This window comes from Alteromonas sp. KC3 (assembly GCF_016756315.1).
Taxonomy (GTDB): Bacteria; Pseudomonadota; Gammaproteobacteria; order Enterobacterales; family Alteromonadaceae; genus Alteromonas.
Genome location: NZ_AP024235.1, coordinates 4186411 through 4208183, shown reverse-complemented (window position 1 = coordinate 4208183; position 21773 = coordinate 4186411). Strand labels below are relative to the sequence as shown.

11 protein-coding genes are annotated in these 21773 nt (G+C 45.5%); 3 read left to right on the top strand and 8 right to left on the bottom strand.

Features of this window, described 5'->3' with window-relative positions:
• Positions 1-12 precede the first annotated feature (12 nt).
• A complete protein-coding gene (locus tag JN178_RS18540; RefSeq protein WP_202262784.1) occupies positions 13-1371 on the bottom strand; it encodes a GH1 family beta-glucosidase in 1359 nt (452 codons plus the stop codon).
• A 207-nt stretch (positions 1372-1578) separates the two neighbouring features.
• Here JN178_RS18540 and JN178_RS18535 point away from each other — a divergent pair, with 207 nt between their 5' ends.
• A complete protein-coding gene (locus JN178_RS18535) occupies positions 1579-2841 on the top strand; it encodes a sugar MFS transporter (protein ID WP_202262783.1) in 1263 nt (420 codons plus the stop codon).
• A 2-nt stretch (positions 2842-2843) separates the two neighbouring features.
• Complete coding sequence (locus tag JN178_RS18530) at positions 2844-5432, top strand: glycoside hydrolase family 3 protein (RefSeq protein WP_202262782.1); 2589 nt, start codon at positions 2844-2846, stop codon at positions 5430-5432.
• An 85-nt stretch (positions 5433-5517) separates the two neighbouring features.
• On the opposite strand, the gene JN178_RS18525 is transcribed toward JN178_RS18530, so the two are convergent.
• From JN178_RS18525 to JN178_RS18510, 4 genes are all read right to left on the bottom strand, one after another.
• On the bottom strand, positions 5518-5949 hold the full coding sequence (locus tag JN178_RS18525; protein WP_202262781.1) for a DUF3015 family protein: 432 nt from the start codon (positions 5947-5949) through the stop codon (positions 5518-5520).
• Between the two features lie 38 nt (positions 5950-5987).
• Positions 5988-7805, bottom strand: coding sequence for an Lnb N-terminal periplasmic domain-containing protein (locus JN178_RS18520; RefSeq protein WP_202262780.1), 1818 nt, complete (start codon positions 7803-7805; stop codon positions 5988-5990).
• 171 nt (positions 7806-7976) lie between these two features.
• Positions 7977-10922, bottom strand: coding sequence for a TonB-dependent receptor (locus tag JN178_RS18515; RefSeq protein WP_202262779.1), 2946 nt, complete (start codon positions 10920-10922; stop codon positions 7977-7979).
• A gap of 67 nt (positions 10923-10989) precedes the next feature.
• Entirely contained in the window at positions 10990-13668 is a 2679-nt protein-coding gene (locus JN178_RS18510; RefSeq protein WP_202262778.1) for a glycoside hydrolase family 16 protein, read from the bottom strand.
• Positions 13669-14109: 441 nt separating this feature from the next.
• Between JN178_RS18510 and JN178_RS18505 the strand changes: the two genes are divergently transcribed.
• A complete protein-coding gene (locus tag JN178_RS18505) occupies positions 14110-15060 on the top strand; it encodes a cation diffusion facilitator family transporter (RefSeq protein WP_202262777.1) in 951 nt (316 codons plus the stop codon).
• 57 nt (positions 15061-15117) lie between these two features.
• Here the strand turns inward: JN178_RS18505 and JN178_RS18500 are convergent, their stop codons facing one another.
• The 3 genes from JN178_RS18500 to JN178_RS18490 form a co-directional block, all read right to left on the bottom strand.
• A complete protein-coding gene (locus JN178_RS18500; protein ID WP_202262776.1) occupies positions 15118-17538 on the bottom strand; it encodes a TonB-dependent receptor in 2421 nt (806 codons plus the stop codon).
• 305 nt (positions 17539-17843) lie between these two features.
• Positions 17844-19574 carry a solute:sodium symporter family transporter gene (locus tag JN178_RS18495; RefSeq protein WP_202262775.1) on the bottom strand — a complete coding sequence of 577 codons (1731 nt, stop codon included), beginning with the start codon at positions 19572-19574 and terminating at the stop codon, positions 17844-17846.
• Between the two features lie 17 nt (positions 19575-19591).
• Positions 19592-21661, bottom strand: coding sequence for a glycoside hydrolase family 31 protein (locus tag JN178_RS18490; RefSeq protein ID WP_202262774.1), 2070 nt, complete (start codon positions 21659-21661; stop codon positions 19592-19594).
• Between the last annotated feature and the right edge of the window lie 112 nt (positions 21662-21773).

Sequence of the window (21773 nt, the reverse complement as noted above, 5' to 3'; positions counted from 1 at the left end):
CGGTATTGTTCCTTATTTTATACCGCTAATGTACCTATTAATTCTGCTCTTAACCAGTTCTGCGTAGGCATTACCACTTTGCTTTATTGTTCTTTTTTGCGTTTCATAGTCAACGTGAACAATGCCAAAACGTTTAGAATATCCCAGCGCCCACTCAAAATTGTCCATCAGGCTCCATGCGAAGTACCCTTTAATATCCACACCTTGCTCAATGGCTTCATTAACCGCGTTAAGGTGGGTGTGGAAGTATTCTGTACGATCATCGTCTTTAACTTCGCCATCAATTAACTCATCGTTCATTGCCGCCCCATTTTCAGTGATGTAAATGGGAGGTAGTGTGTATTCGTTGTGCAAATCCACCAAGAGTTCAGTGAAAGCGTCAGGTGTAATTTCCCAACCCATAGCCGTTAACGGTGTATCAACAGGCGGAACGACGTTAAACCAATTTTTCTCATTGGCTTCATAAACGGTGCGGGTATAAAAGTTAATGCCCAAATAATCGATAGGCTGGGAAATAATCTCCATGTCGCCCTCAAGAATATCGGGGCGTTCTTCATTGCTCAGCTTTTCTATAACGCAGGGGTAACACGCGTCCATTAACGGTTTTAGGTACCACTGATTGTGATATTCATCAGCCCACTTAGCAGCCTGCTTGTCTTGCTCTGTATCTGTGTTGGCATGACAGGTACTGAAATTGAGTACGATACCGTGCTGACTGTTAGGGCATAATTGACGAAGTGCTTGTAGTGCTAAACCATGGGCAAGCAATAAGTGATGTGCTGCTTTTCGGCCATTGCCAACGCCTGTTTTCCCAGGTGCATGTATACCTGTCTCATAGCCTAAATAAGCTGAGCAAAACGGCTCATTAAGTGTGGCATAGGCATGCACTTTACCACCTAGTGCATTGGCGACAGCGGCGGCATAGCGCTGAAATGCGTAGGCAGTGCCTCGATTTAGCCAGCCACCTTTATCTTCAAGATGTTGCGGTAAGTCCCAATGGTAGAGGGTAACAAACACCTTCATTTTTCGTTGCAATAGCGCATCAACAAGGTTGATGTAAAAACGCATGCCCAGTTCGTTGACGCTGCCATCTTCGTTCATTACGCGTGGCCATGAAATTGATAGGCGGTACGCATCAACGCCAAGAGATGAAATTAGTTCAACATCTTGTAAGTAGTATTCAACATGTTTACAGGCTATATCGCCATTACTTCCGTCTTCGATAGTACCCGGTTGTGAACAAAATGTATCCCAAATGCAGTCAAGTCGACCTTTCCGGTCGCCTTCAATTTGAAAGCTAGATGTCGCTACTCCGTAGACAAAATCCTTGGTTAACATCAAGGAATTAGCGGGGAGGGTAATTTTGTGCATCGTTCTACTGTCCTGCAATTAACAAACATTTCAAATTCGCAAAGCAATTAGGTTTATCGAAATAACATGATTTTTACATTGAATTCGGCAACACTTCGTGTAATTATTCGATAAATGTAAGCGCTTACAAATTTATTCGTATTATGATGTAAGCGCTTTCAAATGTAAATTTATCATTAATTAAAAAAATAGCAATAGAGGTTACTCGTGGAAACACCAGCGCAACCGAATACGACAACTGCTTATCAAGCCGAAGACAAGGGGGGATACCGCTTTGCGCTTATCTCACTTACTACACTGTTCTTTATGTGGGGATTTATTACATGTCTGAACGACATCCTAATTCCTTACTTAAAAGGCGCATTTAACCTTACATTTACACAAGCAATGCTTATTCAGTTTTGCTTTTTCAGTGCGTATTTTATTGTGTCTTTGCCTGCAGGTATGGTGGTTTCTCGAATAGGTTACCAAAAAGGCATCGTGCTTGGACTCGGCATCGCATGTTTGGGGTGTGTATTGTTTTTCCCCGCCGCTGCCAGTCAAGTATACGGTATCTTCCTCCTTGCCCTGTTTGTACTCGCATCTGGGATCACTATTTTGCAAGTGTCGGCTAATCCTTACGTGACGGCGCTTGGGGATCCTAAAACAGCGTCATCGCGTTTGACAATGACACAAGCGTTTAACTCATTAGGCACAACGGTTGCGCCTTTCTTTGGCTCATACCTTATGTACGGTGCAACTGGTGAACATAGTATGGCAACCGCCTCAGCTTCTGATGTTCAGGTTCCTTACCTTATTCTTGCTGCTGCGCTTTTGTTACTCGCTCTTGTCTTTTTGTTTTTAAAGTTGCCAACACTCAACCATACCAGCGCGAATACGGGCGTTTTCAAAGGTGGCGCATGGCAACACAAACACCTAGTGCTTGGGGCAGTAGGTATTTTCATGTACGTCGGCGCTGAAGTTGCCATCGGCAGCATGCTCGTAAACTATCTGGCCAGCCCGAGTGTAGCGAATTTAACAGAAGCGAAAGCGTCTAAATTGCTTGCCTATTACTGGGGCGGAGCCATGGTAGGTCGCTTCATTGGTGCCCTTGTTATGCAAAAGGTGTCTGGCGGTTTAGTGCTAGCCTTTAACGCATTCTTTGCCATTGTGCTTATTTTGATTTCAATATCGACCACAGGCGATATGGCACTTTACAGTGTGCTTGCTGTTGGACTGTTTAACTCAATTATGTTCCCAACCATCTTTAGCTTGGCGCTTCAGCAGCTAGGTAAAGACACGCCACAAGGCTCAGGCATTCTTTGCTTGGCGATCGTTGGCGGTGCAATTGTCCCACTTTTACAAGGGATGCTAGCTGACAGTATTGGGGTAACACTGTCTTTCTTACTACCGGCTTCTTGTTACTTGTACATTGCTTACTATGGTCTTGTGGGCAGCCGTGTATCACAAACTAACTCGATTAAGGAATAACAATGCGAAAAACAAAACTCGCCAACATTGTTACGACGGCGCTAATTGGCGCGTTAACGGGCACAATGCTTAGTGCGTGTTCATCACCTGAGAGTCCGAGTAGCTCAATACCTAAACAAGAAGCCGCCAGTGATAAATCGCCATCTCAAGCTGCAGAAAATGCTGCTGCCATATGGCCAAAGCTTGATATAGAAGTAAAGCCTGATGCAAGTGTTGAGGCGAAGGTGTCAGACATCATGGCGTCTATGACATTAGAGCAAAAAATTGCTCAAATGATTCAGCCAGAAATTCGCAATATCACCGTGGAAGATATGCGAAAGTATGGCTTTGGGTCGTACCTAAACGGCGGTGGCGCATTTCCTAATAATGACAAACATGCCACGCCTGACGATTGGGTAGCATTAGCAGAAGCGCTTTATCAGGCTTCGGTAGACGATAGTTTAGATGGTTCAACGATTCCCACCATGTGGGGAACAGATGCGGTACACGGTCATAATAACGTGATTGGTGCCACGCTGTTTCCCCACAACATTGGGCTTGGAGCAGCAAACAACCCAGAATTGATGGAACAGATTGCGCACATTACAGCGAAAGAGGTAATGGCAACCGGTATTGATTGGGTATTCGCCCCTACGGTGGCTGTTGTGCGTGATGATAGATGGGGGCGCACTTATGAAAGTTATTCAGAAGACCCTGCCATTGTGCGTGACTATGCTGCATCTGTTGTAAAAGGCTTACAAGGGGCAGCTGATAAAGACTTTTTAAGCGACCAACGCGTAATTAGCACTGTTAAACATTTTGTCGGTGACGGTGGTACGGTTGCTGGCGATGACCAAGGTGACAACATCGCGACTGAACAAGAACTCTTTGATATTCATGCGCAAGGTTATGTAGGTGGTCTCACTGCAGGTGCGCAGTCTGTTATGGCCTCATTTAACAGCTGGCACGGCGAAAAACTTCACGGCCACAAGTACTTGCTAACTAATGTATTGAAAGAGCAAATGGGGTTTGATGGGTTTGTTGTGGGCGACTGGAATGGTCATGGCCAAGTGGCGGGATGCAATAACGAAGACTGTGCACAAGCCATAAATGCCGGCTTGGATATCTTTATGGTGCCGAACGACTGGAAAGCACTGTATGAAAATACCCTCGCTCAAGTTAAAGATGGTACTATCGCGATGTCGCGAATTGATGATGCTGTTCGTCGTATCTTACGCGTAAAAGTGCGTGCTGGGTTATTTGAAAAACCAAGCCCGGCCAACAGGCCTTTATCAGGTGACCGCTCTCTTATTGGGAAAGACAGCCATAGAGATGTGGCGAAGCAAGCGGTAAGAGAATCCTTAGTGTTGCTTAAAAACAAGGCAAAGACGTTACCGCTTGATGGCGCAAAGCGTATTTTAGTCGCTGGTGACGCCGCTGATAATATTGGTAAGCAATCAGGTGGTTGGTCAATTACCTGGCAAGGTACTAACAACACCAATGATGACTTCCCCGGTGGTACGTCTATTTTCGATGGTATTAAACAGCACGCTGAGCAAGCAGGCGGTGAAGCGGTATTATCGGTGGATGGTGAGTTTGATGCGAAACCCGATGTCGCTATTGTTGTATTTGGTGAAGAGCCTTATGCAGAAGGGCACGGCGACAGAGAAACACTGATTTATCAGTACGGTAACAAGCGCGACCTCGCACTACTTAATAAATTGAAAGAACAAGGTATTCCTGTTGTTTCTGTTTTTATAAGTGGTCGCCCTATGTGGGTTAACGCTGAGTTAAATGCATCAGATGCATTTGTTGCCGCGTGGCTACCAGGTTCTGAAGGTGCAGCGGTTGCTGACGTTCTTTTTGGTAAGCAAGATTTTAAAGGAAAGCTACCGTTTTCTTGGCCTGCGACACCGCAACAAATTGTGAATGTAGGCGATGACGATTACGCGCCACTTCTACCCTACGGCTTTGGTCTGACATTGAGTGATGAAGATGTACTGGGTGATTCACTTAACACCAAAGTTGAAGTAAGCAGCGAGAATGAAGCGCCTATGGCAATTCTAAATGGGTCGGTGCAAGCGCCTTGGGTGCTATGGTTATATTCTGGTGAAGAGTCTTTGTCAGTAAATGCGAGCACGCATACCGTTGGCGCTGTGAGCTATCGCACGGTGGATAAAGAAGTTCAAGAGGATGCCCGTAAAGTGAGTTTTGATGGCAGTGCGTATGGCGCAATGCGCTTTGCGAGCAAGAGTTTCTTCCGTGAAGATCTTAGTGCGCAATTACTCAATAATGCGGCGCTCACATTCAGTGTAAATCGTCACTCTGAGATAAATGCGCCAGTGAATCTTGCGATGAACTGCGAAGGCGAAGGCGATGCAGCAGGTAGTTGTTCTACTAATATCGATATTAGTGAGCAACTAAAGGCTTTACCACGTGATACATGGTCAACATTAAGCATCGATTTACAGTGCTTTGTTGAAGAAGGTATTGATTTTACCGGGCTTGTAGTGCCATTCGAGTTAGGCAGCGCCGGAAAGGCAAGCTTGAGTGTGGCTGATATCCAATTTACGCCTGATATGGCCAATGAGGCTGAAATTTCTTGTCAGTAGCCATTAGCCTATAAGCGAAACTAAACTATAAAAAATGCCGCTAAGTCTTAAAGACTAAGCGGCATTTTTGTTTGCGCTCTATGTATTAGATAGCAGCGATAACTGCGTTGTAATACGCTTCTGGTTGCGTCTCAGCATTTACTGAACCACGAACCGCAGCTACTACAGCAGCTTTGTTTTCGTTCGCTACTTCAAGGATGTCTAGCATTGCATTTACGTGCTCGCCTTCACCCATAGCAGTTTGCTCTAGTACTGCGTCAAAGTTGTCTTGAATGAACATTGCAACTTTAGTGCGCTTGCCAGAACAAGAATCTTCAGAAGACACTTTTGATGTAATAGCTGTAGTACCCAAGTCCCAAATGATGTTAGAAAGTGCAGCCGCAGTACCGTTGTCGTCAAAGATAGCCGCGCCAATACCACAGTGTTTCCACGGGTTAACCGCTTCAACGCTATCTTGAGCAAATGCGTTAGAAGATAACGCCGCAACAGCTACTGCAATAGATGCAATCTTTTTCATTGTTTTAACTCCATTTTTTTAGATTTATTATTTTCACTTTAAAAGTAGTGTGACCATGCGATTGAAAATTCAAATGCATCGTCATAGCGTAATAACGTTCTGAAATCGAATGTTTGTTCATTCGTAAACCGTTGTTCCCACGTTGCGTAGGTCCGGCTTTTATCAAAAGCGTTTACATACCTCTGATGTCCCACGCTAAAGGACATAGCATATTGTGGTGTGACTGTTGTCACGCCACCAATCTCAGTACCTACTCCAAGGTAGCCACCAAGGTTGTCTTTGCTTGTTAGCGTGCCTGAAAGGCCGCCGTACAAGGCAAAATCTTGTATAATTTGCGTACTTTTCCCCACTAAACCATCAACGTAAAACGCGCCTGTCTCGCCGCTTAGATTCATCTCTCGATATCCAGTCGCAAGCTTCCATGCATATCCGGTGTCGTGAGGTAAGCCGGTTTGCGCAGCATTGAGGTTGAATATACGCAGTAACGTTAGATCAGCAAGATGTATATTGGCTTTGTCGTCTACTCTAAGATTTAGGTCGAACGTGCTGAGTTCAGAAAAAGGAATACGCGCAGCGTTCAGCGTTAGCAAATCATAGTAATTAGCGCGAAAGCGAAAAGCTAGCCCTTTATCAAGTGTCTCATTGTAATAGGTGGATACTTGTAACAAGCTCGTATTTTGAGCTTGGTGTGGCGCTTTGGGTGTGTGCTTTACAAATCGACTTTGTCCCACAGGCAGTGAAAACCTTAGGTTCACCAGTGTTTTTCGTAGAGTCTGCATTGTAGGCGTCATACTGCCGCGTTGTTCTATGTAGGCAAAATAATCAAAAGCGCTATCAATGATTCTCTTGGCATTCTGCTCGCTAACTATACTAACTAAATCAGATGGCTCAATGATGCCTTCCAACAGTTCTGTAAACACAGCGCGCTCATGTGACGACAATTGTGCAAACCGGCTATATAAGACCTCTTGGCGTGAAGGATGGAAAGATACGTTACTTATTAACGCAGGGTCTACGCGCTCAATTTGAGTAATGATATCAAATGGCATGACCCATAATTTTGACTCAGGAATATAAGACTTGCCGGTTATCATAGAAAGCAAATAAGCAATCTGATACGCACAATTTTGTTTAAAGAAATAGTAGGTCATGGGAACCTGTTCTAGTTCCCATAGGTGCCCCAATAGAAGGGTTATGTCATCTTGCGCTAAACTAAGTGAATATTCCCATAAATCGCGTAACTCTGATTCATTGTAGGTCAGCGTTTGGTGGTGAAACTTTTGGTTGGCAAAGTAACCGTCGTAACCACCAAATATACCATTAATAATATAGCGAATAGGGTGTTCGTCTTTGGGATAGCGCGCGCCATAGTTGTAAGTGTTATCCAGTAGCTCACTTTTTTGTGCACCGTTGAATTTTAAAAAGACATGGCCATACATACTGGCCGGGTTGCCTAGATACCCTGACGCATAAATTAGACTGACACTTTTGGCGCCCACCGTCGCAACAAAGTCTTCGAACTCAGCGCACTTAACTGTAGGAAGCTGTGTAACATTATTGTCGATAAATTTTGCGCGAGCAGGAAATTGACACTGCAATTCAGGCGTAGTGGTAAAGGCCGTTAAACTTGCGCGCAGTTCAGATAAGGGGTCAATGTGACCTGTATCTGAAAAAAAGAAGTCTGAGGACGTAATCGCAGATTGATTATCTGTGAATATAGCGCGTTCATAGTGAAGCAACGCACGCCATTGATGAGACTGCGCTGCATCTTCGATAGATAGGCGTGTTTCACTCGCTGAGACCAATTGAGAAATAAGAAGTATGGAAACTGCGAGGAATAATTTTATTCCATCCATGAACTAAGGGGACATCCGTAATTATTGTTATTATTGCCGTAACTTTCTCTGCTCAATAAAAGCGCCTAAGGCGCAAATTGACTGAGGCAGCAAGAATAATACATAGACTGTTCTGCGTAAATAAAAAAAGGCCGCTATAAAGCGGCCTGAACTCACACGAGAACACACGTTTTAAAAGGTATATCTGGCACCTAAGGTATAACGAGGTCCGTATTGACGAGCAAACAAGAATTGCTCTTCAAAGCGGCCGTAACCACGTTCGGTTTCATCGTTGATGTTCACACCTTCAAGGAATACCGTTAGGTTTTCGTTTACGTCATAGTTGATGCTTGCGTCAACTTGGCCAAACGTATCAAATTGGGTGGCAGGGTTGTCAGATGAACCTTGCGCTTGACCAATACCAACGACATAGTCTGAACGCCACGCATAGGTAACTTTTACTGACAGACCCTCTTTTTCATAGAAAACTTGGAAGTTAGCCGAGTCACTGATACCTACTAGCGGATCTTGCTCACCAAGGTTATATGGGTCGTACTCCACATCACCGTCAACAAGCGTAGCGTTTGCACCAAAGCCGAAGCCGGTGTCGCCAAACGTATGTTGAATAGCAAGTTCGATACCCTCAACCGTCTTAGAGTCACTTGAGTTACCAGGCTGAGTGGTACGCCACGTAATTAGCGGATCATCAGCATTTGGCGTCACAACACCATTTTCATCGGCATAGCCATTTTGAACAAAGTAATCGTAGATGGCGCTATCAGTAGCTTGTTCACCGGCAGCTTCCAGCGCACTTACCGCTTCGTTCCAGCGAGGACCTTGATAGATATCACGTAGTCCTTCGAACTGCCTGTCTTGGCCTGTTGTTGTAATATAGTTTTCAACAGACTTTCTGAATAAGCCTACAGCCGCATAGCTTGCATCGTCGTAGTACCATTCTAACGATAGGTCTATGTTGCTCGACTCGAATGGCAATAGACTTGTGTTGCCTGCTGATGCGGTACGCGCGCCAATTTTCGGGCTTCCGCTAAACGATAGACCGCCTTGCAGTAGACCAATCGGAGCACGCGTAATTGATTTACCCCACGAGAATCGCGCCACGATGTCGTCGGTTACATCTACTTTTACGTCGAACATTGGTAATACAACGTCGTACTCACCGGTGAAGTCTTGTAACTGCAAGTCATCTTCAAACTGCGTGATCCACTCAGACGCCGCTACCCAGTTAACCTGAACTGGTACACGTACTTCCGCAGAACTTGGTACTTCGGTTTCTTCGTAGCGAACACCTGCATTAATTTGCACAAGGTAGTCACCTACTTCGAAATCCCACTCAGTTTGTACGTATATTGAGTCTGTGATCTCTTCAACATTGCTGACTGACGGTGCACCCATAAAGTATGGGTCAATAGAGTAAGCGTTGCCTTCACCTACTACGTCAGCAGTGATAAACGCCAACTGACGGGCAATGGCTTCATCAAAGTTGAAGGTATAGTAGTACCCTGGATTCATACCTGCACCGCCACCGTCAAAGGCATCTAAGAAGCCTGAGGTGTCGTTGCGAATAAACATGCTATCAGGGAAAATTTGTGTAAATGATGGGTTAAAGCCCGGACCACCACGTAAACCGCTCCACGCAGTAAAGCCGCTAAGCGCTTGTTCAGTGCGTGCAACTCCAAAGTCGACTTTAACAAGCGGGATATCGAACGCAGAGTTGTACCACGTACCATCAAGTTGAAGTTGTTCAATATCAGAGCGACCAGGCGAGTAGATGAATTGACTGAAGTTTGAGTCAATCTCGCTAGGTAGAATTTCGTTGGTACCGTTGTTCCAGTTTACGAAAACTTGTGGGATTTCGCCTGAACGGAAGTCGTACACTTTTGATTCTAGCTGATTAGAGCCAAGAATAACTTGTCCAGCACTGCCTAGACCTTTGTCATAACCATTGTCTGTTTTGTTATACGAGTCATGGTAGTCAAGCTTGAAGTGCCAGTCGTCGTTTACCATCCAGTCTAGGTTTACACCTAATGAGCGAGCATCTACGCGTGTTGTGTTGCGGCTTGCAGTGAATGAACCGTCATCACCACTAATATCAGCATAAACTGCAGTGCCGTTTTCATCTAGCTCATAAGCATTAATGTTAGCACCGAAGTTGTTCCAGATACCCCAACCCACAGAGTTAGTACCAGTAGTGGCACGTGATGCTGTGTAATCAACGGTCGCAGTGAAGTTATCTACAGGACGGAATTGGAATGTCGCTTGCGCATTTTGACGCTCACGCTGTACGTCGCTGATACCATAGTTCATATCTTTCGGGAAGAAAGCGACATCGGTAAGGTTCGTACGATTATCAATAACGTTTGCCGCATCAAGTTCTGGAAGCGCACTATTTTCTTGTAGCTGCCAGCCTTGAATATTTGCAGATTGTTGTTGGAAGTCACGCTCTTGATGTGAGAAAGACAAACCAAAACCAAACATATCGTCGGCAAAGGTGTTGCTGTATACACCCGCAATTTCAGGTGTTACATCGTCGCCTTCTTCGTTGGACGAGTCATAAATGCCTTTCACAGAGATGGTTGCATTTTGGCCAGGTTGAGAAAGCGGCTTCATAGTGATGATATTCACTGTCGCACCTAGACCACCACTGGGGTTTTCAGCGCGTGCTGTCTTCTGTAACTCAAGCGTGTTCACGCCTTCTGAAGACAAGTTGGCCAAATCAAATGAACGGGTGAAACCTGTACCCGGCATTTGGCGGCCGTTTAGTGTAACTAGGTTGAATTCTGGACCAAAACCACGAACAGTGATTTGGCTACCTTCACCATTGTTACGGCTTATTGTCACACCGGTTATACGTTGCAGTGCTTCTGCAAGGTTGGTGTCTGGAAACTTACCCAGTTCTTCTGCAGAGATAGCATCAACAACACCATTAGAACTGCGCTTAAGATCCATCGAGCGCATCATACTACCGCGTATACCGCTAACCTGGATAACTTCTACTTCACCTTCAGACGGTTCAGCTGTTTCTGCTTCTTGTGCAAAGGTAGGAAATGCAAGGGATGAGCCCATCAACAAAGCCATTGATGTGGCAAGCTGGGTCTTTTTAAAAGTTGTGCGTTTCATAATTGCCCTACTAATTCTTATCAATTCAAGACTGCCGCCTGCACTGTTACAAGCGGCAGTTGCTTTGTTACTGCGCTGCTATTTCAAGGTTGTCCACACGATAGACTGCGCCTTCACCCTGTCCCCAAGCTGGGAACATCATGATCACGTTGATAGCACTGATGTCTAAGCCTGCATCGTATAGCGTTTGAAGTGGGAATGTATAAGTCTGCCATTCACCTTCAACAGGGTCTGCACCTTCCACACTGGCTGACATAGCCAACTCAACCGCAGTAGATGCGCCTATCGACTCAATCTTGAATAACCACGGTGCTGATGCATCATTTGGCATAGCGCTGACTTTCATTTCAAAGCGAACTACGCCAGTTGATAGCAGTGCTGATGCATCATATGAAGTACCTTCATCAGCAAGGAAGCCCATTACCGTTGGCGTACCGCCGATACGGAATTCGGCAACTGTACCGTGATCGGCATCGTCGACCTCTTCAGTTGGTGTAGAACCACCACAGCAATCCCAAATTGACCATTGGTCAGCGGCAGTATCAGCAAACAACGTAATGCCGCCCGCTGGTGCTTCACCGCTATCAGGGTGGAAAAACTTAACGTTGTCTAGGCGGTATACTGCACCTTCACCTGTACCCCAAGCTGGGAATACCATGATGACGTCAATCGCGCTTACATCTAGTCCACGTGCTTGTAGATCTGACAGCGTGAATGTGTAAGTCTGCCACTCACCCTCTACAGGTGCTTGACCTTCAACACTTTCTGCAAGAGGAAGCTCAACAGCTGTCGCGGCGTCATTAGATTCAATTTTAAATAACCATGAAGCATCAGGGTTGCTTGGTGCATTAACAACACGCATTTCAAATTGTAGTAGACCGCCATCAGTTAGTGCCGTTGCGTCAAACGGTGTATCGCCACCACCTGCTGCTGGACGAGTAATGAAGCCCATTACTGTAGGATCTGCGCCAATTCTAAACTCAGCAGTTAGACCGTGGTCTTCGTCATCCATTTCTTCTGTTGGTGTAGAACCACCGCAGCAATCCCACATTGGCCAGTCTGGGTTTTGACCGTCTTCAAAGATAACAAGCTCTGGGTAGCTAGCGCCGCCTTCTTGTGAAATTTCAACATTGGTCATGCGATACGTTGCGCCGTTACCTGTATCCCACGCAGGAAATACCATGATTACGTCAATTGCACTTGTATCCAAGCCCGCTGCTGCTAGTGTGCTCAGTGGGAACTCGTACGACTCCCATACACCTTGTTCTGGTGTTGCACCGGCTACGTCTGCTGGGCCAACATAACCATCCATCAATGGCAGCTCAGCCGCAGTAGAGCCTTCACTACTTTCAATTTTGAACAACCAGTTAGTTGTTGCATTGTTCGGTAGTGAAACAACTTTCAAGTCGAACTTAACGCTACCAGTTTCTTCCATAGGCGATGCATCAAACGGTGACGCTTCACCTTCTGGATCGGTAATGAATTGAGCGCGGCTAATAAAGCCCATTACGGTTGGCGCTTCGCCAATAGAGAATTCGTAAACTTGACCTTCGTCTGCGTCTTCAACAAGTGCTGGCGTTGTGCCACCACAGCAATCCCATGCCGGCCAGTTCGGGTTCGGTGTGCCGTCGAATATGGTAAGGTCTTGGGCAATACCTGTTGATGGTGGCGTAGGAATAGGAGCAGCGCCTTCTACAAGTGCATCTTCCAGTGAATCGTATCCAGGACGAACGGTCTCACAACCTTTGCCAGTTTCTGGATCAGACGCACATTCGTATACGCGAACGTAATCAATTTCATAAGTCTGACCGTCTGCAAAAGCAGCAGCATCAATACCAGTTTCATTCACCGCTTCCGGCCATGCACCGCCAACCGCTAAGTTAAGAATTAAATGGAATTCTTGGTCGAAAGGGGCATTGTCCCAATGCGTTGTAAGCTCACCAGTACCTTGCTCATAGTACTCAGCATACCAACCGCGATGCGATAAACCGGTTGCATCACCATTGGCGTTGTAACGAACTTCTGAGCGACGTTGCGTTGCATATAGATAGCCATCCATATACCAGCGAATTTCACCTTCTTGCCATTCAATAGCATAAGTATGGAAATCGTCGGCAGGGTTCGCGCCGCTTGGCAATGAGTAGGCTTGTCCTGAACTGTCGTTATTTGGCCATTCCTGACCATAATGCAACGTACCGTAAATGTGGTTTTCTGGATTACCATCGATATCAGCAGCTTTTAGGTTAACTGCCTCAACAATGTCGATTTCACCAGAACGAGGCCATCCGCCATATACTTCATCAGTAGGCATCATCCAGAACGCTGGCCAGCTGCCTTGACCTGATGGCATTTTAGCGCGCATTTCAATACGGCCATATTTGAAATCTGCTTTGTAGCGAGTGTTTAAGCGTGCTGACGTATAAGGTTTTTGTGCACCTTCCTCAGCTGGCAAGGCAACAATTTTTAAGCTACCTTCTGATACATATGAGTTATCTGCACTGTCGGTATAACATTGCGCTTCGTTATTACCGCCACCGTCGCAGTTAACTTCGTGTGTCCAGTTATCATCATCAATACTGGTACCGTCAAATTCATCAGCCCACACGAGTTGCCAGTCTGATACTGGCTCTACTGGGTCGACAACGTTGATATCGGTGGAAGTGGTTGATCCACCACCGCAGCCAAATAGGGTTGTGACTGATAACGCGGCAGCTATCCGCGTAAGTTGAGTTGCTTTTTTAGTCATTATTTTCAGCCCTGATCCAAAGAAATTAGGTTGTTATGTTGCGGCGATGGCCACGTAAAAAGCGTTTTGTAAGCGCTTACAAATTGGGTTAAATAAAAACGGCTGTTTTGAAAGCGCTTACATTACATTAAGCCACTGACACGTAAAGATCAATACTGTTCTCAAAATTTTAACATTTGCAAAATGCGTTTTTTCTGAAAAATTTGCTTGTGCTCATTATTTTTAAAGGCCTTCAGCGTTATTTTATCCAAAAGTTTAAAATTTGGTGTTGCTCAGTTCACGCACTGTTTACAAATTATCGTGTCCAGTGTTAATTGATAATAACAATCCATAGAGCAATCTCCTTGGGCTAGAGGAAGCTTTGGGCTTTATCTACCGTGTATTAGGGCCAAATGCGCTTTTTTGTGTATGCTGTAGCATTCCCTTTGCAGAGAATTAACCATGCATCACCATCATCATTCCCATGCACATACTCATGACGTTGACAATGCCGACACAACGCGTATTGGTTGGGCATTTTGGCTGAACTTTATTTTCACCATTATCGAGTTCGTAGGTGGTTGGCTAACCAACAGTGTCGCCATTATGGCTGATGCCGTACATGACTTAGGTGATTCTTTGTCCATTGGTTTAGCGTGGTACTTAAGTAAGCTTGGCAAAAAAGCGGCCACACAAAAATATTCCTATGGCTTTAAACGTTTGAGCTTAATGGGCGCTATGATTAACGGTGTTATCTTAGTGATAGGTTCTGTTTGGGTGCTATCTGAGGCGATTCCTCGATTAATGGAACCTGAAATGCCAATGACACAAGGCATGATTGGACTTGCAATACTGGGTATTGCGGTCAATGGTTTTGCCGCGTACAAACTCCACGGCGGTCATTCTATGAATGAGAAAGTGCTCAATTGGCATTTAATTGAAGACACCATGGGGTGGGTGGCAGTGTTGGTTGTCGCGATTGTATTGCACTTTGTCCATTGGCCCATTCTTGATCCTATCCTTTCTATTGTCTTTACACTCTTCATTCTAATTAATGTGGTGCGATACGTAGTGCAAACGATGGGACTATTCCTGCAAGGTGTGCCAGATATAAAAGTGAGGGAAGCGATCAGCAAAGCGCTACTGTCGATAAAACACGTTGATGAGATTCACCACGTACACTTTTGGTCGTTAGATGGGGAGCAGCATGTGTTAACTGCGCATGTTGTTATTGACTGCAGTATTAGTAACGACACGCTTCGCGAACTGAAGCGCCAAGTAAATTCTCTGTTGGCGCCATTCAATCTTGCTCACACAACGATTGAGTTTGAATTGCCTGGAGAGCCTTGTCGTGATGAGCCGGACAATCTTCATACCCATGCGCATGATCATCAGCACGACGAACTCACCTAGTAATAAAAAAAGGGGCGTTAGACGCCCCTAATGAACACACACGGTTTACAAAAATAATTAGAACTGTGCTTTAAACGCCACACCGAAATAACGGTCTGCATCACGCGGAATTTGGTAACGGAAATTGTCACCGCTATACGTAGTAGCATAGCTGTCATCCAACAAGTTCTTAGCTATCAATGACACGCGGAACGCATCATCTTTGAACGACAAGCCTATGCTCGCATTAAGCATGTTGTAATCTGGCAACAGCGATGCGGGGTTGAAGTTACCGGTATTACCTGGCAGGTCAGAATATTGCTCATCGGTATACACGTATGATGCGTTGTAATACACGTCAAAACCGTGTGACGTTTCCATAAAGTATTCTGCTGATAAGGAGTACTTCATATCAGGTGAGAACGGCACATCAAGACCTGAACGGTCAGTACATGCGTCAGGGTCTACTTCTACCGGGCAATTAAATTCGTCGATTTCTGCCTTCGTGTAAGCTGCACCACCGATTAAGGTTAGGTTTTCCGTAGCATTCCACATGAAATCAACTTCAATACCTTGTGTAGTAACATTTCCGGCATTGGTTAAACGTGTAATACAGGCACCGTCTGAACAATCGAAGTTATTCGCTTGGAAACCTTCAATGTCAGTGGTAAATAATGCAACGTTAAATAGTACATCGCGGCTAGCGTATTTGTACCCAATTTCAAATGCATCTGACTCTTCTGCGCCGATAGGACGCCCATCATTTGCGGGATTGAAGTTATAGTAAACGTTGAAGCCAGGGCCTTTATAACCCTGAGAGTACATACCATAAATCATCTGCCCTTGGGCGACATCATATTGAATACCAATACGTCCTGATAGATTGGTTTCATCTACGCTGCCCTGAGTGTCAGTATTTTCAGTAGCCGGACGCACACCTACGCCACGGCGACCATACTCGTCGTTATTGACACGACGATGGGTGTAAGACACTTCGTCGTCGGTATAGCGCAAGCCGAAAATAAGACGCATGTCATCGCTAATGTCATAGGTGCCATCGCCATAAAGTGCCCAGTTATTAAACTCGGTGCTCATATACGCCGTTGCTGAGACAATATCATTTGCATTACAACTTACACCTAGTGAAGCGGCATAAGCGTCTAAATCACCAAGTGCAGTGCTTAGTGCGTCACCTGATAAATTATTCTCTGCGTAAAATGTAAGGGCTTGATCAAGTTGCCCGTTGTTATTTTGACAGCTCGCATCACGCGTAAAGTTACGCTCAGAGTCCATGTTCCAGTAGAAAAGGCCTGCCAAGAAATTAAACGGACCGTCTAAATTAGATGCTACGCGGAACTCTTGAGAAAACTGGCTCCACTCTTGAGGGCCTACATCGTGTAATTGAAAAGGTACGCCAAATACAGGTTCGTTGCTGTCGCCCGCGATAGACGTAAAGTCACCCTCTCGGTATTCGGTGTTTTCCCACGAACGCTGTGCAGTAATTGATGTGTACGTGTAGTCACCTACCGTTTTATCTACCTGTACAGAGAACGCTGAATGATCATCAATAGTACGAGACTCAAAATCATGATCGATTCGACGCTGGTCAAGGTCTATATCGGCAACGCCATCAACGATGCCATTGCTGTTTGGTGCAGCTTTAGAGTCAGGGTTTCTGCCACTTGGGAGACCTTCTAAATCAGCACAGCAATCATCATCTGCACTATAGAATTCACCGATAAATTTAACGGTCAAGTCGTCTGCGGGCTCATATAGCACGACTGCGCGAGCACCTTCGCGATCGTAGCCATTAACCTTTTCGTTGTTATATACATTGTCGATGTAACCATCGAACTTACCTTGGAATAACGTCAAGCTTGCTGAAAGCTCATCGGTTAGGCCGCCACTTACGGTACCTTTTAAACGATATTCATTGTCTTGATAAAACTCGGTAGATAAGCTGCCAGTCAGCTCTTGAGAAGGATCTTTTGTGGTAATGTTAACCACGCCCGCAGAGGCGTTTTTACCAAAAAGCGTTCCTTGCGGGCCACGTAGCACTTCAATTCTATCCACATCATATAGGTCGGCAAATGCTTGGCCTGAACGACCTAACACAACCCCATCAACGACTGTAGCAACACTAGGCTCGGCGGCAATACTAAATGAAATAGTACCAATACCACGAACAGTAAGTGCTGAATTACGGGTAGTTGTTCCTTTTCTAAAGCTTACTGAGGGTACAAGTGCTTGCAAGTTTTCAACATTATTGGCGAAGGCCGATTCAATTTGATCACCGCGCAATACCGAAACAGCAACAGGCACATCGCTGATACTCTGAACGCGCTTTTGCGATGTAACGACAATTTGTTCAAATGATTTTTCATCGTTTTGCGCTTCGGTTTGTTCTGCGTCTTGCGCATAACCATGTGCACTTACGAGTAATCCAGATGTCATTGCGAGCGTAACCGCTCGGCTTACAATCGACCTTCTTGTTTTCATGTTGTTCTCCAGGGGTGTTTCGCTTATCGCGCTTTTCATCCTTCGGTATCAAGCAAGGCGTGAACGTATGAAGGTAAAAAGTGCTTGGTTTTTATTGTCGCGGCGTAGGGTACAGCGCTACGCGATTTTCATTTTAAATAAACGGTCTTATGTATAAGAGTTATCTTGCGTCTAATGTCTTATATAAGAGTGATTAAGTTAAACAATTGTTAAGTGATTTGCAAACGCTATGTTAATTTTTTTGTGTTTTTTCTATACAGCGCAGAAATTGATAAGGGGAGCGAGGCAGACGCCTCGCGTTTGACTTATTGCGACGTGGCGCTCGCCAGTCGCTTTAAGCCGTTCTCATACTTCACTCTCCACCACTTGAGACTTACACCCACTGCAATAAAGCAAGTGGCCCAAAGTGTTAATAAAATGGGAGTGAAAGCACTACTTAAGCCTCCCACAAAGCCGATAGGAGAAAACATTAGGTAGAGTGTGGCAATTAGGCTCACAAGCACAATAGCGCAAGGAATAGCGTATCGCCACGGCGTCATATTAACTTCGGCTTTGGGGATAAATTGCCATGGTGTCGCCATAGGGTAGAGTTTGCCTATAACCAGCATAATGGCCAACTCAATTGCAAACAAAATGGCGTAGATGTGGATGAAGTTTATCTCAACGTCCCAAACAAACTTCAATAGACCATAAGCGATTACATGAAACACAATGGCGACCTTGGCAGCTAGCGCTGGCACGCGTTTCGTAAATAGTCCAACAAGTACAATAGTGATAACCGGAATATTATAAAAGCCGGTGAATATTCGAATTATTTGCCACAAGCCCTCGGGTGCTAACATTAATAGCGGCGCAGTAATAAACGAAAGAATGGCGATAACCAAGCTTGTTATCTTGGCTACGCGGATAAGTTTTTCATCACTTACCTTATCTTTCTTAAGTGGCTTGTAGACATCTAAGCAAAACAAAGTTGCCGCGCTGTTAAGCAGAGAATTAAATGAGCTGAAGACCGCGCCCAATAAAACCGCTAGAAAGAAACCAGATAGGTATTGTGGAAGCACATCTTTCACTAAGTGCGGGTATGCCAAGTCGATAGTTTGTAAGTTGTCGTCTTGATAAAGATGGTAGGCAATGACACCGGGAAGCATCATCATAAAGGGCACTAGCACTTTGAAATAACCTGAAAATAGAACGCCTTTTTGACCCTCAACAAGGTTCTTTGCACCCAGCGTTCGTTGGATAACGTACTGATTTGTTCCCCAATAAAAAAGGTTAGCCAAAATCATACCCGTAAATATGGTGCCAAAAGGCACAGGGTCTTCCGCGCTGCCTATGGCATTTAGCTTTTCCGTTTCAGTGGTGGCAATGGTTGCAAGACCATCGCTGAAATTACCTTCTCCCAAGGCAATAAGCCCTAAAACAGGGACAAGTAATCCAACGATAAGCAGGCCAATGCCGTTAATAGTGTCAGACACTGCCACTGCCTTAAGGCCGCCGAATATGGCGTAAAGCGCACCAATAGTGCCAACTATAACAATTGTGAGAATCAGACTGGCTTCATAACTTATGTTGAAAAGCCCTGGCACATCAAATAAGCGAAGCACCGCAATTGAGCCTGAGTAAAGCACAGAAGGAATGGTGACAAGCGAGTAGCCAACCATAAACAGTACCACTGTCATTCGACGCACACTATCGTCAAAGCGATCGCGTAAAAATTCTGGCAGCGTTGAAAATGCACCAGCTAAATAGCGAGGTAGAAAGATAAGCGCCATGATAATGGTTGAAACGCCCGCGGTGACTTCCCATGCCATTGCGCTTAGGTTGTAGCCAAACGCCGAGCCATTGAGACCAATAAGTTGTTCGGCTGAAAGGTTTGTTAAAATCATGGAGCCGGCAATAAAGGTACCAGTCAGCCCCCGCCCCGCAAGGAAATACCCATCTTGTGTATTTACCTCGCCTCTTGTTTTCATGTAAGAGATAACAGCAACGAGCGCCATAAACGCGATGCATGATAAAAGGGTGAGGGTGATATCCATGAACTACTCCTTGTGAACTACTGCGCTGGCCACACAGTGGTGTCAGACATGTCCATATCGGTGTGTTGAACCTCTGGTCCAAAAGTAATGTGCTTACCTTTGGGTATAAACACTGCCATTTCATTTAGCGCCAGTATGGCTTCTTTATAATCGCCACCGGTTAACACCTCATTCGTGCCAAGGCGCACCCATTCGCCCTTGGGTAAGTAGTACTTTATTTTGCCACCGGGTACGACACAGGGTACAACCAACAGGTCATCGCCACACATAAATTGCTGTTCGAAAGCATGCGCTAACGGTTCGTCGGGAAATGCCAACGCCATAGCTCTTTGCACTGGTAAGCCAGATACTGAAGCTTGCTCGGCTGTTTTTTGTAAATAGGGAATTAATCGGTAGCGCAGCTTCAATGCTTCAAACACAGCGGCTGACGCAGCGTCGCCATACGACCAGGGTTCGCGAGGGCCTATGCCGTGAAGACGCATGTGAGCACTGAATACAGAAGCTTGAGTCCAGCGCACATATAGCTCTGCATCGCGAGTATCTTTATAAAAGCCGCCTATATCAGTGGCAAAAAAAGGACCGCCTGACATGCCCCAAGACAAACTACCTCGGATACTCGCCGAGAGGCCGTGCCAATCAGCTTGCGGATCGCCTCCCCATTGTGAAGGATAGCGCTGACTTCCTGTCCACGCTGAACGACTAAAAAGAAAGGGGCCGGTTTTACAATATTTCTGAGCAGCCTCATAAACGCATTGGTTGTACAACTTACTATAAACATTATGTAGGCGATTACCTGAGTCGCCACTGTATGAAAGCATGTTGTCATCTTCGATTTGCTCACCAAAATCGGCTTTAATCATATCGACACCCAACTCAAACAAAGGCTTATGTGACTCTCGCCAAAACTCGTAGGCCTCTGGGTGCGTGAAGTCCAGAATACCTGAGTCGGGAAGGGGCGTAAGCACTTCGCCAAACGGGCTTAAATCCCACTCATAGCGATAGGCTTCACCCGTTCGCTTATCTTTAATCAGCCAACCGTTGTCTGCTGCTTTTTTAAAGAGTGGGTTTTTGACCGAAATCATCGGGTATTCCCACACACAAATCTTGAAGCCTAGCGCTTTTAGCTCGTCAATGACGGGTTTTGGATCTGCGTAACGTTTCGGGTCCCACTCAAAAGCGAAGCGCGTATCAGTATCCTGCCACGCTCTGCCATCTAAGGTGATTACGTCACAAGGCATTTCTTTCTCGCGCACTTCTCGTGCAACTGCCAAGAGTTCTTCGGCGTCTTTGTAATATGCTTTTGAGAGAATAACGCCTAAGCTCCATGTCGGTGGTGTAGGAGCGAAGCCGGTAAGTTGACTGTAAGTATGAATGCTTTTAGCTGGTGTCGCCTCGTGGTAAAGGAACATATCTAATAGTGCATCTTCAACAACGCACACATAAGCGCGCTGCGACCATAGGGCGTAACCCGCACCGTGAGTAACAGGCGCAGGGGTATGGATAAATAAATTCCAGCCTTGCGGGCTCCACGCATATGGTGTGTTTTTATAAGATTTTTCGGCATTCACACCGAGCGCATCATGATTGTATGACCGAACGAGCTGGCCGCGTTTGTCCAGCTTAGCCCATTTTTCCCCAAGGCCGTATACCGCTTCATCATAGCCAAGTTCAAGACACACAATCCATTGACCATCAGTTTTAGCAAAAGGGGGAAGGCGGTGCTGTCGCACAAAATGCCCATCAGTCGCACTTTGCTGTACAAGTTCATCGTTTTTGTAGAGCTTAAAGTGAAGCGGAGAAGCGAACAACTCGAGACGATAGTCACCACCAAGTAATGTGCAGTGATCTTTATCGCCAGACAATACCAGTGTCTCATTTTCACACTTGCCAGTGAGCATGCCGTAGACGTGTTGGTCGTCATCAGTGTTTTGAATACGCAGACCAAACTGACTGATTGATAGCTTAAGTTGACCATATTGAGTAGGTACAACAAGCATATCATCACTTGCTAAATAAGGTGTCTGGACAATATCCGCGGGTTCTATGCTGTTCCAGTCTGGCTCTACTGTGTTAAAGGCATTGCTCATTAGTACACTACTCTTTATGTCTTATATAAGACATAAGTTAATGAAATGTAACTTTGGTGTCAATGTGCATTTGGTATTTTATAACAATAATCTAAAAGCCAGTGAGCGCTGC